Below are 17,938 nucleotides of genomic sequence, written 5' to 3'. Positions count from 1 at the left end.
TTGGTCACGATGGGGAAACGTATCGAGGTGCCCTCATGAGCCTGGTTGACTTCACTCCCCTGCCCGCCGAAGATGAACTTATGGATCAAGCTACCAAACAGTATGTCGACGCCAACGCCGCTATTGCCGAGGCGCGCAACGACGTGAAACTTACCGAGTTTCGCGCGACGATGGAGGCATATTCCGCTCGTGCCGAAGAGCGCGAGTCGGCTGCGCGACAGCGCGAAGGTGCTGCGCGAGATCGTGAGGCCGCTGCGCGAGATCGCGACGAGATACGGCATAAGGACCTTGATCGGCGCATGGCGCAGTTCGAGGAAACTGTTGCGAGCGTCAAACGGGCTGTCGTCACCACCGGCATTGCGGCCACTATCAGCACCGTCTTCGGGGTTGCCGCTTTCAACGCGGCCATGATGCAAAATGTGCTGGCCGCGCTTGAATCTGGCAGGCAAGCATCTCCAGCCCAGATAAAAATGCAGGCCGATATCGGCGAAATAAAACGGCAGCTCGCCGAGGAGCGAGCTGCCAGGGTCCGCTGAGCGGCTTACTTGCTGACGCTCAGGGTGTAGTTGCCGGAGCCGCTGTAGCTGTACACCGTGATGCGATAGTAGGCCAGGGCCGCGGCGTAGCTGATCACCTCGGTCGACGTCGGGCTGGTCGACGAAGCAACCTGCACCCACGTGCTGCCATCCCACTTCTCCAGCTTCAGTTCAAAGTCGGCATTCGATGGACCGGCCAGGTTGGCCTTGATCGTGCCGCCGTTGTACAGGAAGTATGGCGATGGATGGATGGCGGAAGCATTGGTGCCTGACAGGTAGCCGGTATAAGTTTCACCGCCTGCAGAGCCATCGCCCTTCACCACATCGAAGGAAATCGTCTTGGCGGCCGCACTGATGTTGGCCAGGCCGAAGTTGGAGCCGTTGCCACTCCACCAGCGCGAGTTGGTGCCGTGGCTGGCGTAGTTGTTCGGCACGGTATCGTAGAAGGCCTTATAGATTGCGCCGTCATACAGGTCGGTGCCATCGCCACGGTTCGCGTTGTTCTCCGGATCGCGGCGGCCATCGGCGTGCTCCATCTGCACATACGGGTGCCACTCGTCGGAGTTGTTGCCGGCCGGGTCGACGTGCCACACCGCCAGGCCTGAGCCGAGCTGGTACAGGTTCTGGTCGGCTTTGTAGATCGCTTCCACATAGAACGCTTCGTCCGTCTTGGCCGGGTTGGTCCAGCGGTACAGGCTATGCGAACCGGAAGTGTGGCTCAGGCGTCCTTTCGGTGCGCTGGCATTCAGCGCCGGATTGAGCTCGGTCACCGTATCCCAACCCACCTGGTAACGGAAGAAGCCATTCGGCGGCACCGGGCGGTATTGGCTTTGCGCGCCAATGCTGCCGAAGCCCATGATGCAATAGCTGGCCGCCGAGCCTTCGGAGCTGCCGTCATAGTCGTACAGGTCCGGCCAGCCCATTACCAGGTGGCCCGTCTCGTGCGAGAAGGTGCCGATGGCCAGGCTGTTGCCCATATTCGTGATCTGGTAGTAGCCGGTGCAGACGCCGTCCGCGCAGAACTGCTTGCCCAGCCAGCCCATATGCGGCCACAGGCCTTTCGACCAGGCGCTGTCCGCACCGTCCGAATAGAAGAAGTTCAGGCCGCGAATGCGCTTGTTGGCATCCACGCTCAGGGAAGCGAAGTTGAAGCCCTGGGTGTACTCCAGCCAGTTCAGCGCTTCCGAGATCAGCTCCTGCGAGCGCACGCCGGAATCCAGGCTGCTATCGGCGTAATATGCCTTGTTCTTCTTGGCGCGGTAGTAGACCGTTGTGGCATTGGTGTAATCCAGCTTGCCACCCGAGACGGACTGCCAATAGCCACGCACCGACTGCGCATTGCCGAAGCCGGTGTACGGCATATCGTTCAGGAAGGAATTGACCTGCGCCTGCGTGATCGTGCCCGGCACGTCCGGGAAGTCGATGATCACGGTCAGGCCTTTGACCTGCCCTGTCACGGGCGCTGCCAGCGCCTGCGGTGCGCTCGCTGCGATGCTCGCGGACTTGCGGGCACTCTCCAGCGAACGGTTATTCATCTTCTCGAACTTTTCCTTCGCCTTGCGGGCACGGGCGTCCTGGCTCAGGCCTTCCTGCTTCTTGGCGGTGCCGCCCAGGCTACGCACCTTGGCATTGGTCGCCAGCACGCCGGTCGACACCAGCTCGTCGCCGGCGGCATTCACCGTGGCGTAGCAGAAGCCTTTCTTCGCTGCGTCATAGACAATCAGCGAGCCGTCGTCGGTGCGCTGTTCGGCGTAGTAATCGTTACCGTCCAGGTGCACGCGCAGCTTGTCGCCGCCCGGCTGCTTGAACTCGTAGATGCTGTCTTTGTAGGGAAGGCCAGCCTGCGCGAACAGGCTGGTGAGTAACATTACCGCAGCAGTTGCAACTTTCAATCGCATTTCACTTTCTCCGTTTGTTGTTGTAAAGAAAGGAAAGTAAATCACGCACGATTGTGCAAGTCTTGATGAATTTATATGTGCGCGGTGCGGAAATCGGCACAATCGCGCACGCCCATCAAGTCACCGAAAACGCCACCGGGGCGGTCAAGGACGTGTAGCCATCGTTGTACAGCAGCCAGGCGGCGTAACTGCCGGCCGCCAGGCCCGAGGTGGCAAACGCGGCGGTTCCGCTGCCGGTGGTGACGTATTGCCAGGACAGCGAAGCGGTGGCACCGGGCGTCACGCCGCTACGGTAAATCCCGATCCAATTCTTGCTGTTGGCCTGCGGAGCCGGCACCGAATAAGTGAAACTGATCGGGGATCCGCGCACCACCGAGCCGGCGCTGGCCGACAGCGTGGCTTGCGGGCCGGCCGCCGTGCGGCCCAGCACCGGATCGGTGCGGCTGGCCTGGCCGTTTTCGACCCGGCCCGCCATGCGGCGCAGGTATTGCGCGTCGAAGTCGCAAGTCACGCTCAGGTCGTACCAGCCGAAATTCGCGCCGACCGGCACGTTGACCGTCACCTGCCGCCCGGCGGCCACCGTGTGGCTGGTCCCCGCGCGGCCGTAGGCGTTGTCGCCCAGGCGGAAGGTGGCGGCGCGGCCGCCGTCCAGGTTGGACAGCACCACATCCACCGACATCGCCGGCGGATTCGCATTGAGCCATGCTTCGGGGCGGGCGCCGCCGGTTGCCATGGCCAGCGCCAGCACGCCGCCGAACTCGCGCTGGAAGCCATTCGGCCCGATCACGCTCAAGTGATAGTTCGGCGTATTCCAGTTCCAGGTTTCGCGCTCAATCTTCTTGCCCGCCTCCACCGTGTAATACCAGGGGCCGTCGCTGCGGGCCTGGGAATAGACGATGAACGCGCCACCTGCCGCGCCCTGGTTGAAGAACGACAGCTCCACCTGTTTCGGCGAAGCGACGCGTGCGGTGGCGGCAAAGGCGTACGGCAAAGCGCACGAATAGCGCGGACTGCCGCCTTCTTGCGCCGGCAAGGATTGCAACGCCGGCGGTTGCGGGTACGGCTTGCCCGACACCAGCTGATAGGTGGTCGACTTTGGCACAGTCGACGGCCAGCTCGCATTGGGCGCCTTGAAGTCGAAGGCGGAAGTCAGGTCGCCGCACACGGCACGGCGCCACGGCGAGATATTTTCGCAGGCGATGCTTGCGCGCTGCTTGCCAAGGCCCGCCACCAGCCATTCCTCCAGGAAGCGCAGCTTGGAAGTATGGTCGAACAGTTGCGAGCAAACGCGCCCGCCTTTGCTCCATGGTGAAATCACCAGCATCGGCACGCGCGGTCCAAGGCCAACCGGCACCCCGTTGTAGTTCTCGTACTGGCCGTTGTCGGCCATCGTGCTGCGGCCCATGCCGGTATTCAGCGGCGCCATATGCGAAGGCACGTGGTCGAAGAAGCCGTCGTTTTCGTCGTAGGTGATCAGGAACACGGTCTTCGACCAGACATCCGGATTGGCGACCAGCGCCGCCAGCAGGCGCGCAGTCAGGTTCTCGCCGGCGTTCGGGGAATTCGGCGAGTGCTCGGTGTAGTCGTTCGGAGCGACGATCCAGGACACGCGCGGCAAGCGGTTATTGCGCACGTCGTCGGCAAACGAATTCACCAGCCAGTCGCCTTTGGTGCCGCGCGCATTGGCCTCGGTGGAACCGGCGGCGATGACGCGGCCTTTCTGGTACAGCGGGCTGCTTTCCGTCAGGCGGGTGCCGTCGGCATTGACGCGGAAGTTGCGGAAATAGGCCAGGTAGTTGTCGCCGTAGTTGTCCCATTCCTGGTAGACCTTCCAGCTTACGCTGTTCGCTTCCAGCACTTCGGCATAGGTGCGCCAGTTCGGTGCGCTGGCCGTCACGCTGGCAGTGATGTTGTCGTACTTCGGATCGTTGTTGTAGTAGCCGGCGGAATCGATGTTGTACAGGCTGCCCATCGCACCCAGCCAGTTCTGGTTGGTGCCGGTCAGCGAATACATGCGGTTCGGGTCGGTGGCGCCGAAGATCGAGCAATGGTAGTCGTCGCAGATGGTGAAGGCGTCGGCCAGGGCGTAGTAGAACGGCAGGTCGCCGCGGTCGAAATAGCCCATGCTCTGTGCCGTTTTCTGCTTGACCCAGGCGTCCCAGCCCTGCCAGGTGGCTTGCGAGCCCTTCCAGCTATGGTTGGTGCCGAGCGACAGTGCGCTGGTATTCTTGGCGTCGAAATGGAACGGCAGCACGTGGCCGCCGGTGCCGTTGGGCTGGTGCCACACCGGCTTACCGCCCGGCAGGGTGATGGCGCGCGGGTCGTTGAAGCCGCGCACGCCGGCCAGCGTGCCGAAATAATGGTCGAAGGAGCGGTTTTCCTGCATGAAGATGACCACGTGCTGCACGTCGGCCAGGGTGCCGGTGGCGCTGTAGGCGGGAACCGCCAGGGCTTGCCTGATCAGGTCGGGGAAGAAGGTACTGGCGGCGCCGGCGGAGGCCATGCCAAGGAATTTACGGCGGCTGGTGGACATCGAATTTCCTGATAGGTCTGGTTGTAGGGTCCAGCGATGCTACGGTGCAATTGTGACAATCGCATGTCAGCTGTCACCCGTGCGCCACGTGCTTTGCCGATTGCGGCCCTGGTCGGCAGGATATCGGCACAGGGCGCCCCGGGAAGCGCACACAGGGGCTGTCGTTTATAATCTTGCTGATAACGCCCCAGAGTGGCGTACCCTGTACAGAACAGCAAGATCCCATGACTATCAATATCAAAACTCCCGAGGACATCGCAGGCATGCGCGAGGCCGGCCGCCTCGGCTCCGAAGTGCTCGACTACATCACCCCTTTCGTCAAGGCCGGCGTCACCACCGGTGAACTGGACCGCCTGTGCCACGAGTACATGAGCAATGTGCAGGGCACCGTGCCGGCGCCCCTGAATTACTGCCCGCCGGGCTATACACCCTACCCCAAGGCCATCTGCACCTCGGTCAACGACGTGATCTGCCATGGCATCCCGGGCGACAAGGTGCTGAAGGACGGCGACGTGGTCAACCTCGACATCACCGTGATCACCAAGGACGGCTACCATGGCGACAACAGCCGCATGTTCTTCATCGGCAAACCGTCGATCCTGGCCAAGCGCCTGTCGGACGTGACCTTCGAGTGCATGTGGCTGGGCATCGAGCAGGTGAAGCCGGGCGCCACCCTGGGCGACATCGGCCACGCCATCCAGGTGCATGCCGAGAAAAACGGCTACAGCGTGGTGCGCGAATTCTGCGGCCACGGCATCGGCAAGGTGTTCCACGAAGAACCGCAGATCCTCCATTATGGCAAGCCGGGTACCGGTCCTGTGCTGGAAGCAGGCATGGTCTTCACCATCGAGCCGATGATCAACGCCGGCCGCCGCGAGATCAAGGAAATGCCTGACGGCTGGACCATTAAAACCAAGGACCGCAGCCTGTCCGCGCAATGGGAGCACACCCTGGTCGTCACCGAAACTGGCTACGAGGTATTCACCCTGTCCGCCGGCAGCCCGCCGCCGCCTGCTTTTGTCACTGAAAAAGCCGCTGCCTAATTCGACCGATACACGCATGCCCCACGCCGCGATGAAGAAGGACCTCCGGGAACAGCTCAAGGCCCGGCTCAAATCGGACCGCCAGCGGATCATTGCCAACTTCCATGAGGATGGCATGCCGGAGAAGCTGTTGCGCAACCTGCGCAGCAGTGTCGACGACGTCCTGACGCAAGCCTGGGCTGCCAACCGGCTGCCGCCGCAAGCGGCCTTGGTGGCGGTGGGCGGCTACGGCCGCGGCGAGCTATTCCCGTATTCCGATGTCGACGTCCTGATCCTGCTGCAGCAGGCGCCGGACGATGCCGCGCGCGGCAAGCTGGAAGAATTCGTCCAGTTGCTGTGGGACCTGGGCCTGGACGTGGGCCACAGCATCCGCACCATCGACGAATGCCTGGCCGAATCGAAGGCCGACATCACCGTGCAAACCAGCCTGCTGGAAGCGCGCATCGTCACCGGCAACATGGTGCTGTTCGCGCAATTGCAGGACGCCTACAACAAGGCCATGGACCCGCGCGCCTTCTTCGAGGCCAAAACCATCGAGATGCGCCAGCGTCACGCCAAGTACGAGGACACGCCGTTCAGCCTTGAGCCAAACGTGAAGGAAAGCCCGGGCGGCCTGCGCGACCTGCACGTGATCCTGTGGATGGCCAAGGCTGCCGGCCTGGCCAACTCCTGGCGCACGCTGGCCGTACGGGGCCTGATTACCCAGACCGAGGCGCGCCAGCTGATGGAGAAGGAACGCGCCTTCAAGGATATCCGCGTGCGCCTGCACCTGGTGGCCGGCCGCCGCGAAGACCGCCTGGTGTTCGACGTGCAGACCGCCGTCGCCGAAACCCTGGGGCTGAAAGCCACCGGCACCGGCGTCCACATGCGCCGCGCCAGCGAATACCTGATGCAGCGCTACTACTGGGCCGCCAAGACCGTGGTGCAGCTCAACACCATCCTGCTGCAGAACATCGAGTCCTACCTGTTCCCGCATGCCGGCGAGACGGTGCGCATCAATGAGCGCTTCAGCGAAGTAAACGGCATGATCGACATGAACGACGACGATACGTTTGAAAAGACGCCGTCGGCCATCATGGAGATCTTCGTGCTGCTGTGCGAACGTCCCGCCCTGAAAGGCATGACGGCGCGCACCATGCGCGCCCTATGGCACGAGCGCTTCAAGATCGACGCCGACTTCCGCGCCGATCCGGTCAACAAGGCCTACTTCCTGCGCATCCTGCAGGCGCCGCAGGGCATCATCCACAATATGCGCCGGATGAACGAGCTGTCGATCCTGGGCCGCTACCTGCCGAGCTTCCGCAAGATCACCGGCCAGATGCAGCACGACCTGTTCCACGTCTACACCGTGGACCAGCACATCATGATGGTGCTGCGCAATATGCGCCGCTTCACCATGACCGAGCACGCGCACGAATATCCGTTCTGCTCGCAGCTGATGGCGAACTTCCCGCAGCCATGGCTGTTGTACGTGGCGGCGCTGTTCCACGACATCGCCAAAGGGCGCGGCGGCGACCATTCCAAGCTGGGCGTGGCCGACGTCGAGCAGTTCTGCCAGGAGCATGGCATCGACCAAGAAGACACCGAACTGGTGTCCTTCCTGGTCGAGCAGCACCTGACCATGTCGCACGTGGCGCAGAAACAGGACATGTCCGATCCGGACGTGATCCAGGCGTTTGCCAAAACGGTCGGCGATGAGCGCCACCTGACCGCGCTGTACCTGCTGACGGTGGCCGACATCCGCGGCACCAGCCCGAAAGTATGGAACGCCTGGAAAGGCAAGCTGCTGGAAGACCTGTACAAGATGACGCTGCGCGTGCTGGGCGGCGAGCCGCATTCCGCCGACCGCGAGCTGAAGAACCGCCAGCAGGAAGCACTGGCCACCCTGCGCCTGTACGGCCTGCCGCCCGACGCGCATGAAGCGTTGTGGAAGCAGCTCGACCTGGCCTACTTCCTGCGCCACGACGCCAGCGATATCGCCTGGCAAACGCGCGCGCTGTGGGACCGCCTGGACAGCGGCCAGCCGGTGGTGAAGGCGCGCCTGGCGCCGATCGGCGAAGGCTTGCAGGTGGCGGTCTACATCAAGGACCAGCCGGACCTGTTCGCGCGCATCTGCTCCTACTTCGACCGCAAGAACTTCAGCATCCTCGATGCCAAGATCCATACCACGAAGCATGGCTATGCGCTCGACACCTTCCTGGTCACCGAGCAGAATTTCGCCAAGAGCTACCGCGACATCATCAACCTGATCGAACATGAGCTGTGCGAGCTGCTGGTGACGCAAGGACCGCTTACCTCGCCAAGCAAGGGGCGCCTGTCGCGCCTGTCGCGCACCTTCCCGATCCAGCCGACGGTGGACCTGCGGCCCGACGAACGTGGCCAGTACTACCTGCTGTCGGTGGCGGCCAACGACCGCACCGGCCTGCTGTATTCGATCGCCAACGTGCTGACCCAATACAAGATCAATCTGCATACGGCCAAGATCATGACCCTCGGCGAACGCGTGGAAGACGTGTTCATCGTCGACGGCCCTGCCCTGGCCAATGCCCGTACCCAGCTCCAGCTGGAAACCGACCTACTTGAAGTACTGAAAATCTGATGTCCGAAGAATTGTTACGCCTGTCCAAGCGCATGTCCGAACTGGGCCTATGCTCCCGCCGTGAAGCCGATGAATGGATCGCCAAGGGCTGGGTGCGCGTGGATGGCCAGGTGGTGTCCGAACTGGGCACCAAAGTCTACCCAAGCCAGAAAGTCACCGTGGAACGCCAGGCCGCCGCCGAACAGGCGCGCCGCGTCACGATCCTGATCAACAAGCCGGTCGGCTATGTGTCCGGCCAAGCCGAAGACGGCTACCAGCCGGCCGTGGTCCTGATCAAGCCGGAAAACCGCTGGGCCGAAGACAGTTCGCCGGAACGCTTCGACCGCAACCAGCTGCGCAGCCTGGTGCCGGCCGGCCGCCTCGACATCGACTCGGTCGGCCTGCTGGTGCTGACCCAGGACGGCCGCGTGGCCAAGCAGCTGATTGGTGAAAACACCAATGTTGACAAGGAATACCTGGTGCGCGTCGAGTACAGCAAGCCGGGCCGCCTGCCCGACAGCGACCTGCAGCGCCTGAACCACGGCCTGTGGATGGACGGCAAACCGCTGCTGCCGGCCAAGGTGCGCTGGCAAAACGACGACCAGCTCAGCTTCACTCTGCGCGAAGGCAAGAAACGCCAGATCCGCCGCATGTGCGAGATGGTCGGGCTGCGCGTGTTAGGCTTGAAGCGGGTGCGGATCGGTCGTGTCAAACTTGGAAACTTACCAGAAGGACAATGGCGCTACCTTAGCCCGGACGAGCGATTCTGAGTCGGCATCGACGCAACAGAAAAGCAGCGTTCATTGCCGTTTAGCAAGCGCTGGCTGCCGGAACGCGGTAAAGTACTGGGGTCTTCTCCTAAACAACGAGAACCTGAGCTGTGAACGATCCAATGCCAAACGACTTCCGCAAGGGGCCGCCCCGTCCACAAGACGCGGTCGATCCGATTGCCGCGGGGTCGCATCCACACGATATCGTGGACCCCGATGAAATCGGCGACGCGCTGGCGGCGCTGGCCGATGCGGGCGACGCGGTTTCCATCTACCACCGGGACAACGCCGGCGTGGTGCTGGCCCGCCTGCTCTCGGTCGATCCCGAACTGCCGCATTTCGTCATCCAGCTCAACGAAGGTTTCACACTGCCGCCTGGCGAGTGCACCTTCGTGGCATGGCTGCGCGGTGCCAAATTCCAGTTCAAGCTGGACGATCCACATTGGAATGCCCTGCCGGAGCAACCGACCCTGGTCCCGGCGCAGTTTCCCGAACGTTGCCAGGTGCTCAACCGGCGCGCAGCGCCGCGCCTGGAGACGCCGCTCGGCACCTACCACACCGCTTCGTTTGTCCTGAACGGCAAGCCGTACGAATTGCAGCTGTACGACTTCGCAGTCGGCGGCGTCGGCATGCGCTGCTCGCCGCGCGACGCGGTCGGGCTGCACGTCGGCCGCAAGCTGCAGCGCGTGCGCCTGGACATGGGGCCCGGGTCGGTGCTGATCTGCGACCTGGAAATCCGACTGTCGCGCCACTTCCGCTCCTTCCTGCTCGGCGAGCAGGTGCAGATCGGTTGCCAGTTCCAGAACCTGTCGCCCATGATGCAGGACGAACTGCACCGCATCCTGGAGCGCCTCAACACCCGCGGCCAGCGCTAAGCGGCATCCGCACCGTCACGCACAAGCCCATGCTGCCGGCGCCATCCAGTGCGATGCTGCCGCCATGCTGGCGTGCTACCGCCAGGGCGATCGCCAATCCCAAGCCGCTGCCTGAGTGCGACTGCGCCTGGCGCGGGTCGCGGAAGAAGCGGTCGAACACGCGCTCGCGCAACTCGGGCGCAATACCCGGCCCCTGGTCGGAAATCCGCAGGACGATACAGCCGTCGGCGCTCCGCACGTCGGCCCACACCTTGCCCTGTTCCGGGCTGTACTTGATGGCGTTATCCAGCAGGTTGTCAAGCAGCGACACCAGTCCTTCCCGGCGCCCGGCCAGGTAGAGTTCATGCTCCCCGCTCAGCTCCAGCTCGACGCCCTTGGCGTCGGCGATACCCGCCAGCGCGGCCATGCGCTCCTGCAGCAGCGCGTCGAAGCAGATTTCTTCTTCCTGCTCGCTGCCTGTCGCATCGCTGCGCATCAGTCGCAATAGCTGGCTGACCAGGCGTGTGGCACGCGCATTGCCGCTGACGATGCCGTCAAGGAGCTCTTGCTGGCGCGGCTCGCTGGCCTGCCGCTGCAAGGCTTCCACATTCACCCGCATGGCTGCCAGCGGCGTGCGCAGCTCGTGCGCCGCATCGGCGATAAAGGCGCGCTCACGCTGCGCGCTGTCGCTGACGCGCGCCAGCAAGGCATTGATGCGGTTGAACATGACGACAAGCTCGCGCGGGCGGCCATCGACCGGCAACGGGCGCAAGTCCTGCGGGCCGCGCGTCGCCAGGTCCGCCATGGCCTTGGTCCAGGGTCCCTGGGCCAGCCGAATCGACAGCCAGGCCGGCAGGATCAGGAAAGGAAAACTGATCAACAAAGGCAGCAACAGGGTGCCGCGCGAGGCCAGCCTCAAGAAAATATTGACGCCGTCGGCCGGCATGATGCTGGTGATGCGCAGGTCCGAGTGCGGCGACTGCACGGTGCGCGCACGCCAGGTGTTGCCGCCGCTTTCAAATAGAGGGAGCTCGCCGAGCGCACCGGCTCTGGCCCCCGGCGGCACTTCGGCTGAACGGTACAAGATGCCTTCGCTGTTTTCAACGATGAAGCTAGGGCCGGGAAAAGCGCTCATGTCAACGCCGGCCATGTCGCGCAAGGCGGCTTCCACTTTGCGGATCGACTCCCGCATCTTGGCCGGTTCCGTCAGTTCGTTGCCTGCAACGGCGAAGATCGCGTCGTAGGTCGATCCGAGTTCCAGCGTGACTTTATCCCGGGTTGCGTCATGCACCACGTATACCAGCGCGAGCAGCCACAGCAGGCACAGGACGAACATCTGCGCCACCAGCAGGCGCGCCACCATGCTGTGCGCTACCAGCCGCTGCCAGAACTTGCGGATCACCGGCCCACCTCGCGCTGGTCGATCACGTATCCCACGCCGCGCACGGTGCGGATCAAGCCTTCCCCGACCTTGCGGCGCAGGTTGGCCATATGAACGTCCAGTGAATTGCTGGCATTCGCTTGCGCACCCGGCAACGCCTGCTCTTCCAGGCTGCGCCTGGTCACCACGCGGTCGGCACGCATCATCAGGATGCGCAGCAGCTCGTATTCGCTGCCGGTCAGGTCGGCCAGGCGCCCATTGACGGTAACGCGCCGTGTCGGCACATGCAGCACGATGCCGCGCAGCTCCAGTGTCTCGCCGTCGAATCCATAGCTGCGGCGAGCCAGTGCGCGTACCCGCGACAGCAGCTCCGCCAGTTCGAACGGCTTGACCAGGTAGTCGTCCGCGCCGGTGTCCAGGCCAAGCAGGCGCTCGGACAACGCGTCCCGTGCGCTCAGGATCAGGATCGGCACGCCCTCCCGCCCGCGCCGCAGGCTGGCCACCAGGCTCATGCCGTCGCCGTCCGGCAAGCCCAGGTCCAGCAACAGCAGGTCGAAGCCGCGCTGTTCGAGCTGGCGCTGCGCATCTGCCAGCTGGCGTACCCAGGTGACTTCCATTCCCTGGTCGGTCAGCGCAATGCGGATGCCGTTGCCAAGGTCCATATCGTCTTCAATCAGAAGGATCTTCATGCCCGCTATTCTAAACACAGCTACCTGAAGCAAACATGAAGATGCTCTTTATCCAATCTTCATGGCGCGCTGGGAAACTGCCGCCTCCATCACTTTTTCAGAACAAGTCATGAAACTTTCAGTCCCAGTCCTCATCCTCGCCTGCTGCAGCGGTGTCCATGCGCAGGAAAACACACTCACAATCGGCGGCGGCCTGGCCGCTGCGCCGCGCTACGCCGGCTCGAAGGAAATGCAGCTCGCCCCCATCATCATCATCGACTACCAGATGGCCAATGGCCTGTATGCCAGCAGCATGCGCGGCTTGGGTTACGGCACGGCGCTGGGAGATTTTTCGCTGGATGCCGCGCTGGGCGTGCGCGGGGAACGCCTGGAGAAGAACGAGTCCAGCATTGTCGGCAGCCGCGGCAGTACCGAGTTGCGAGGCATGGGCGACATCAAGGCCAGTGCCACGGCCAACCTGCATGCCGGCTACAGTATTGTTCCGGGCCTGGTGCTGGGCGCCAGCGCTTCGCTGCCGTTGTCGCACAAGGAGAACGGCAAGACCGCGGGGCTGGAAATCACCGGCGTGCTGCACGAAGACAAAAGCGATAAGCTAGCCTTGTCCCTGGGCGCGAACTTCGCGGATCAAAAGTATATGCAGACCTACCACGGGGTGACTGCATCGCAGGCCTTGCGCACCGGCCGCAAGCAGTTTTCGCCCAAGGCGGGCATGTACGAGGCTGTGCTGAAATTCGCCTGGGAGCATCGTGTGGACCAGCGCTGGACACTCACCGGCATGCTGGGGTCGAGCACGCTGGTACGCGAAGCCGCGCGCAGCCCGGTCACGCGGCGCAATACGGCGCCGACGGCCGCCTTCTACGCCAGCTATCGCTACTAAGAAGAAGTCGCGGTCACAACATGTCCAGCGGGGTTGCACGCCGTGGCGGCGCAAATGACTTGTCCAGCTGGGCCAGGTCTTCCTGGTCCAGCCGCAAAGCCATGGCCGCCGCGTTGGCGCGCACGTGCGCTTCGCTGGCCGCCTTAGGAATCGGCATGACGCCATCCTGGCGCAACAGCCATGCCAGCGCAATTTGTGCAGGCGTGGCCTGGTGCCGCGCGGCGACCGCCTGCAGCGCAGGTTCGGCCAGCAAGCGCTCCTGCTCCTTGCGGTTGGATTCCAGCGGCGAGTATGCCATCAGCAGGACGCCCCGCTCCTGGCACCAGGGCAGCAGGTCCCATTCGATGCCGCGCCGGCGCAGGTTGTACAGCACCTGGTTGGCCTCGATCGCATCACCGCCCGCCAGCGCGGTAGCGGCCTTCATCTGCGCGAGGTCGAAGTTGCTGACCCCGAATTCATGGATCTTGCCGGCCTGCTTCAAGGCAAGCAGGCCTTCCAGCGTTTCGGCGAACGGTACGCTGCCCTGCCAATGCAGCAGGTACAGGTCGATGTGATCGACCTTCATGCGTTTCAGGCTTTTCTCGCAGGCCGCCACCACGCCTTGGCGCGAGGCATTCTGCGGCAGCACTTTGCTGACCAGGTAAGCCTCGCTGCGGCGGCCGGCAAGCGCTTCGCCGACCACCTTTTCCGCGCCGCCATCGGCATACATTTCCGCCGTGTCGATCACCGTCATGCCCAGGTCCAGCCCAAGCTGCAGGGCGCGCACTTCGGCAGCCTTGTCGGCAGCCCGCTCGCCCATATTCCAGGTGCCCTGCCCGATTCCCGATAGCGTCATGGCCACACTCCGAAAGTGTTGCGTCAAGCCTCAATGGCGCTGGCCGACTTCGCGGACCAGCGGTACAGACCCACGACTACCGCAGCAGCCACCGCGACGGCGATCAGCATGGTGGTCGCTTCGCTCATGCTGTTGGCGATTGCCAGCGGTTCGCCCTTGTTGGTCAGCACGATCAGTCCAGCCAGGGCAACGTTGAACAAGCTCTCGCCCACGATGAATCCGGACATGACCAGCACGCCAAGGCGGGAAGCCGCCTCGCCATGCTTCTTGCCGCGCATTGCCCGCTCGAACAAGTAGCCGCCGATCGCGCCCACCACCACCGGCGACGTCACCGCCGACGGCAGGTAGATTGCCAGGCCAACGCCCAGCGGTGCGCAGCTGTATTTGCGCTTGCTCGATTTCTTCAGGATGAAGTCGAGCGCCACCAGCGCCAGGCCGATCAGGGCGCCATAGCCGATCAGGTCCCAATGCAGGTCGCCGCCGATCACGCCTTTTGCCAGCGTGGAAATCAGGGTCGCTTGCGGCGCGGCCAACGGCTGGTCGGAAATTGCGTTTGCATTCGGTGCGCCGGCAAAAACCGTTCGCATGGTTCAGCAGTTCCAGTACCGGCGGCACCACGCACGAGCCTGCGAACACGCCGATGATCAGGGCAATCTGCTGCTTCCAGGGAGTGGCGCCGACCAGCTGGCCGGTCTTCAGGTCCTGCAGGTTGTCGTTGCCGATCACGGCGACGGCCAGCACCACGGTGGTCACGAACAGCGCGAACGCGATCAGCGCCTGTGCGGTGTCAGGACCCATGATCTCGCGTCCCACCCAGCCCACCGAGGTGGCGGCGCCGAGGATGGACAGGATGGCCAGGCCGGACACCGGTGAATTGGAGGAGCCGATCAGGCCCGCCATGTAACCGCAAACCGCCGCAGCCAGCATGCCTGCGATCAGGATGTAGCCGACGCCTACCACCACCAGCGGGGTCGAAATCGAGGACAGCGGACCGCCCGAGAGGAAGGACGACAGCAGCCAGCCGGCAGGCACCATCGACAGCAGGGTCACCAGGCCGACGACGAAGAGCGGCAAGTCCTTGTCTTCGCGCGGCACGTCGGCGCCGCCCGCCTTGGCGCTGCGCGCGGATTCCATGGCCGACTTCAGGCCGCCCACCACCGGCTTGGCCAGGGTTGCCAGTGTGACGATCGCCGCCGCGCCAATGGTGCCGGCGCCCATCATGCGCACCTGGCTGCTCCAGATGCCAAGCGCGTGGTCGGCCAGCGAAACGCCAGGCGCGGCCGGGTTGGCCATGGTCAGCAAAGGCACCAGGATGCCCCATGCGATCACCAGGCCGAGCAGCATGGCCATACCGACCGCGATACCCATCAGGTGGCCGGCCCCAACCAGGGCCAGCGAGCTCGATGCCCCGAGGCCGGTGGCACCATTGCCGAATTTGACGAAATGCGCCACTTCCGCTGCAACCAGCTTGGCCGCGCCGAGGAAGGCGAAGACGGCGGAAGCCACGGAACCCCAGATCACCGCCCACAGGCCAGCCTTGCCTTCTTGCGCGCCGGCGCGGGACTGGGTGCCGACTTTCAGCACTTCAGCCGCAGCCACGCCTTCCGGATACGGCAGGTCCGATTGCGACACCAGTGCACGACGCAGCGGCATGGTGTACATCACGCCAAGCACGCCGCCGATGGCGCAAGCGCCGAAGGTTGGCCAGAATGGAATCTTGGCCCACCAGCCGATCATCAGCAGGCCAGGCAGCACGAAAATCACCGAAGCCAGCGTGCCGGCGGCCGACGCGATGGTCTGCACGATATTGTTTTCCTGGATCGTCGCATCCTTGAATGCGCTGAGCAGGGCCATGGAAATCACGGCGGCGGGAATCGAGGTGGCGAAGGTCAGGCCTACTTTCAGGCCAAGATATACCTGCGCGGCGGTGAAGATCAGGGTAATGAAGATGCCGAGGACGATGCCGCGGACACTGAACTCGAGCGGGTTATTCTGCGACTGGTTGCTCATCTGGGTAATCCGTTGTGTTAATAAGGATACAAAGTGGCCGGGATATTACGCCAGATTCGCGGCGCCGCCAAACAAATCAATCGTCGTCGCCGGGATCGAGGTCGGGGAACAACACCGAGGTAAAGCCGAACTTGGAGAAGTCGCGGATCCGTGCCGGATAAAGGATTCCCAGCAAATGATCCACCTCATGCTGCACCACGCGGGCGTGGAAACCGTCCGCGTCGCGCACGATGCGCTCGCCAAACTGGTCGTAGCCTTCGTAATGCAGGCGGGAATAGCGCGGCACGCTGCCGCGCAGGCCCGGCACGGACAGGCAGCCTTCGAAGCCCTCTTCCATCTCTTCGCCGATCGGCGTCAGGACCGGATTGATCAGCACCGTCTCCGGCACTTGCGGCGCGTCCGGATAGCGCGCATTGGCTTTGAAACCGTAGATCACCAGTTGCAGGTTGACGCCGATCTGCGGCGCGGCCAGGCCGGCGCCGTTTGCGGCGTGCATGGTGTCGAACATGTCGACGATCAGGGCATGCAGTTCTTTGGTATTGAACTCGCGCACCGGCTCTGCCACGCGCAGCAGCCGGGCATCGCCCATCTTCAGGATTTCACGCACAGTCATTTGCCGCCCTCCAATTGGCGCAGGAATGCGCTTAAGCCGGCGCCGGTTTCGCCATGGCGCAGGCCCATTACGACGGTAGCCTTCAGGTAGCCGAGCTTGGAGCCGCAGTCGTAGCGGTCGCCGTCATAACGGTAGGCCAGCACACGCTCCTCCTTGAGCATTGCCGCGATCGCGTCGGTCAGCTGGATTTCACCGCCGGCGCCGGCACCGATGCGCTCCAGGTGATCGAAGATCCGGTTGGTCAGCACATAGCGCCCGACGACGGCCAACGTGCTCGGGGCTGCATTCGGCTCCGGCTTCTCGACGATGCCGGACACCATTTCAAGCTTGTCGACAAACGGCTGCGCGCTGACAATGCCGTATTGGCGGGTATCGGCACGCGGCACATTCTGCACGGCCAGCAGGCTGACGCACTCGTGCTCGAAACGTTCCGTCATCTGCGCCAATACCGGCTTGTGGCCATTGGCGTCCATGAAGTCGTCGGCCAACAGCACCGCGAACGGCTCGTCTCCCACAATCGGACGCGCGCATAACACCGCGTGCCCCAGTCCGAGGGGGCTCAGCCTGGCGCGTGTAGATGCACTTGACGTTAGGCGGCAGTACGCTGCGCACCGCGTCCAGCAGTTGTTCCTTGCCGCTGGCCTCCAGCTCGGCTTCGAGCTCGTAGGCCTTGTCGAAATGGTCCTCGATGGCGCGCTTGTTGCGGCCGGTGACGAACACCAGTTCCGTCACGCCTGCCGCCACCGCTTCTTCCACCGCATACTGGATCAAAGGTTTGTCGACAATCGGCAGCATTTCCTTCGGCTGCGCCTTGGTCGCGGGCAGGAACCGGCTGCCCAGGCCAGCAACCGGAAACACCGCCTTGCGAATGCGACGTGTCATCATTGGCCTAACAGGGCCAGCAGCCCCGCCTCGTCTAAAATCGTCACGCCCAGCTCTTCGGCCTTGGCCAGCTTGCTGCCTGCCTCCGCACCGGCGACGACGTAGGATGTTTTCTTCGATACAGAACCGGAAACCTTGCCGCCGGCAGCCTCGATCATGGCTTGCGCCTGGTCGCGGCTCATGGCCGGCAGCGTGCCGGTCAGGACGAAGGTCTTGCCACTCATGGCGCCTTCCGCTTCGGCCGCTTGCGGAAGTTGCGCCAGCAGTTCTTCGCGCAGTTCGTGCAAGGCCACCAGCGAGTCGCGGTTGTCCGGCTCGCGCATCCACTCTTCCAGCGCCTGCGCCACATTGGCCGGCAGCCCGAAGACGTTGAAGACAGGCAGGTGGGCCAGTGCCAACAGCGTGGCGCCCGGCTTGACCTGCTCGACTTGCTCGGCCA

14 protein-coding genes and 2 pseudogenes are annotated in these 17,938 nt (G+C 63.6%); 6 read left to right on the top strand and 10 right to left on the bottom strand.

The window, feature by feature from the left end:
* Positions 1 to 35 precede the first annotated feature (35 nt).
* Entirely contained in the window at positions 36 to 536 is a 501-nt protein-coding gene (locus ACQ4MM_RS08875) for a hypothetical protein (RefSeq protein WP_431477021.1), read from the top strand.
* Positions 537 to 541: 5 nt separating this feature from the next.
* On the opposite strand, the gene ACQ4MM_RS08870 is transcribed toward ACQ4MM_RS08875, so the two are convergent.
* Both ACQ4MM_RS08870 and ACQ4MM_RS08865 read right to left on the bottom strand, forming a co-directional pair.
* Positions 542 to 2,404, bottom strand: coding sequence for a M6 family metalloprotease domain-containing protein (locus ACQ4MM_RS08870; RefSeq protein ID WP_431477020.1), 1,863 nt, complete (start codon positions 2,402 to 2,404; stop codon positions 542 to 544).
* Positions 2,405 to 2,549: 145 nt separating this feature from the next.
* Positions 2,550 to 4,967, bottom strand: coding sequence for a phosphocholine-specific phospholipase C (locus tag ACQ4MM_RS08865; protein WP_431477019.1), 2,418 nt, complete (start codon positions 4,965 to 4,967; stop codon positions 2,550 to 2,552).
* A 224-nt stretch (positions 4,968 to 5,191) separates the two neighbouring features.
* Between ACQ4MM_RS08865 and map the strand changes: the two genes are divergently transcribed.
* From map to ACQ4MM_RS08845, 4 genes are all read left to right on the top strand, one after another.
* Entirely contained in the window at positions 5,192 to 6,010 is an 819-nt protein-coding gene (map, locus tag ACQ4MM_RS08860) for a type I methionyl aminopeptidase (RefSeq protein ID WP_431477018.1), read from the top strand.
* Positions 6,011 to 6,026: 16 nt separating this feature from the next.
* The gene (locus ACQ4MM_RS08855; protein ID WP_431477017.1) at positions 6,027 to 8,609 is read left to right on the top strand and encodes a [protein-PII] uridylyltransferase; all 2,583 of its coding nucleotides are present in this window, start codon (positions 6,027 to 6,029) and stop codon (positions 8,607 to 8,609) included.
* Positions 8,609 to 9,358 (top strand): pseudouridine synthase, encoded by a 750-nt coding sequence (locus tag ACQ4MM_RS08850; RefSeq protein ID WP_431477016.1) that lies wholly within the window; start codon positions 8,609 to 8,611, stop codon positions 9,356 to 9,358. The genes ACQ4MM_RS08855 and ACQ4MM_RS08850 overlap by 1 nt, the downstream gene beginning before the upstream one ends.
* Positions 9,359 to 9,480: 122 nt before the next feature.
* Positions 9,481 to 10,233 (top strand): flagellar brake protein, encoded by a 753-nt coding sequence (locus ACQ4MM_RS08845; protein ID WP_431477015.1) that lies wholly within the window; start codon positions 9,481 to 9,483, stop codon positions 10,231 to 10,233.
* Here ACQ4MM_RS08845 and ACQ4MM_RS08840 read toward each other — a convergent pair.
* Positions 10,211 to 11,614 carry a sensor histidine kinase gene (locus tag ACQ4MM_RS08840; protein WP_431477014.1) on the bottom strand — a complete coding sequence of 468 codons (1,404 nt, stop codon included), beginning with the start codon at positions 11,612 to 11,614 and terminating at the stop codon, positions 10,211 to 10,213. The two genes, ACQ4MM_RS08845 and ACQ4MM_RS08840, sit on opposite strands and share 23 nt — an antisense overlap.
* Positions 11,611 to 12,282, bottom strand: a complete 672-nt coding sequence (locus ACQ4MM_RS08835) for a response regulator (RefSeq protein WP_431477013.1) — start codon at positions 12,280 to 12,282, stop codon at positions 11,611 to 11,613. Before ACQ4MM_RS08835 ends, ACQ4MM_RS08840 begins: the two co-directional genes overlap by 4 nt.
* 109 nt (positions 12,283 to 12,391) lie before the next feature.
* Between ACQ4MM_RS08835 and ACQ4MM_RS08830 the strand changes: the two genes are divergently transcribed.
* Positions 12,392 to 13,159, top strand: a complete 768-nt coding sequence (locus tag ACQ4MM_RS08830) for a MipA/OmpV family protein (protein WP_431477012.1) — start codon at positions 12,392 to 12,394, stop codon at positions 13,157 to 13,159.
* Between the two features lie 13 nt (positions 13,160 to 13,172).
* Here the strand turns inward: ACQ4MM_RS08830 and ACQ4MM_RS08825 are convergent, their stop codons facing one another.
* From ACQ4MM_RS08825 to ACQ4MM_RS08800, 6 genes and pseudogenes are all read right to left on the bottom strand, one after another.
* A complete protein-coding gene (locus ACQ4MM_RS08825) occupies positions 13,173 to 13,994 on the bottom strand; it encodes an aldo/keto reductase (protein ID WP_431477011.1) in 822 nt (273 codons plus the stop codon).
* Between the two features lie 23 nt (positions 13,995 to 14,017).
* The gene (locus ACQ4MM_RS08820) at positions 14,018 to 14,581 is read right to left on the bottom strand and encodes an OPT/YSL family transporter (RefSeq protein ID WP_431477043.1); all 564 of its coding nucleotides are present in this window, start codon (positions 14,579 to 14,581) and stop codon (positions 14,018 to 14,020) included.
* Between the two features lie 28 nt (positions 14,582 to 14,609).
* A pseudogene (locus ACQ4MM_RS08815) lies at positions 14,610 to 16,004 on the bottom strand (OPT family oligopeptide transporter); the annotation flags it as partial.
* A 76-nt stretch (positions 16,005 to 16,080) separates the two neighbouring features.
* Positions 16,081 to 16,617 carry a peptide deformylase gene (gene def, locus ACQ4MM_RS08810; RefSeq protein ID WP_431477010.1) on the bottom strand — a complete coding sequence of 179 codons (537 nt, stop codon included), beginning with the start codon at positions 16,615 to 16,617 and terminating at the stop codon, positions 16,081 to 16,083.
* A pseudogene (gene galU, locus ACQ4MM_RS08805) lies at positions 16,614 to 17,499 on the bottom strand (UTP--glucose-1-phosphate uridylyltransferase GalU). The gene def and the pseudogene galU overlap by 4 nt, the downstream one beginning before the upstream one ends.
* Positions 17,499 to 17,938, bottom strand: a 440-nt coding sequence (locus tag ACQ4MM_RS08800; protein ID WP_431477009.1) for a BRCT domain-containing protein, incomplete at its 5' end; no start/stop codon positions are given. The pseudogene galU and the gene ACQ4MM_RS08800, both read right to left, overlap by 1 nt.

The sequence above is a fragment of the Massilia eburnea genome (assembly GCF_050709955.1).
Taxonomy (GTDB): domain Bacteria; phylum Pseudomonadota; class Gammaproteobacteria; order Burkholderiales; family Burkholderiaceae_D; genus Rugamonas; species Rugamonas eburnea_A.
Note: the sequence above shows the minus strand (reverse complement) of the source record. Positions and strands in the feature narration are given on the sequence as shown.

Coding starts and splice junctions, on each gene's coding strand:
- ACQ4MM_RS08845 (WP_431477015.1), top strand. CDS start 9,481: ATGCCAAACGACTTCCGCAAGGGGCCGCCCCGTCCACAAGACGCGGTC.
- map (WP_431477018.1), top strand. CDS start 5,192: ATGACTATCAATATCAAAACTCCCGAGGACATCGCAGGCATGCGCGAG.
- ACQ4MM_RS08825 (WP_431477011.1), bottom strand. CDS start 13,994: ATGACGCTATCGGGAATCGGGCAGGGCACCTGGAATATGGGCGAGCGG.
- ACQ4MM_RS08855 (WP_431477017.1), top strand. CDS start 6,027: ATGCCCCACGCCGCGATGAAGAAGGACCTCCGGGAACAGCTCAAGGCC.
- ACQ4MM_RS08875 (WP_431477021.1), top strand. CDS start 36: ATGAGCCTGGTTGACTTCACTCCCCTGCCCGCCGAAGATGAACTTATG.
- ACQ4MM_RS08820 (WP_431477043.1), bottom strand. CDS start 14,581: ATGCGAACGGTTTTTGCCGGCGCACCGAATGCAAACGCAATTTCCGAC.
- ACQ4MM_RS08835 (WP_431477013.1), bottom strand. CDS start 12,282: ATGAAGATCCTTCTGATTGAAGACGATATGGACCTTGGCAACGGCATC.
- def (WP_431477010.1), bottom strand. CDS start 16,617: ATGACTGTGCGTGAAATCCTGAAGATGGGCGATGCCCGGCTGCTGCGC.
- ACQ4MM_RS08865 (WP_431477019.1), bottom strand. CDS start 4,967: ATGTCCACCAGCCGCCGTAAATTCCTTGGCATGGCCTCCGCCGGCGCC.
- ACQ4MM_RS08870 (WP_431477020.1), bottom strand. CDS start 2,404: ATGTTACTCACCAGCCTGTTCGCGCAGGCTGGCCTTCCCTACAAAGAC.
- ACQ4MM_RS08850 (WP_431477016.1), top strand. CDS start 8,609: ATGTCCGAAGAATTGTTACGCCTGTCCAAGCGCATGTCCGAACTGGGC.
- ACQ4MM_RS08830 (WP_431477012.1), top strand. CDS start 12,392: ATGAAACTTTCAGTCCCAGTCCTCATCCTCGCCTGCTGCAGCGGTGTC.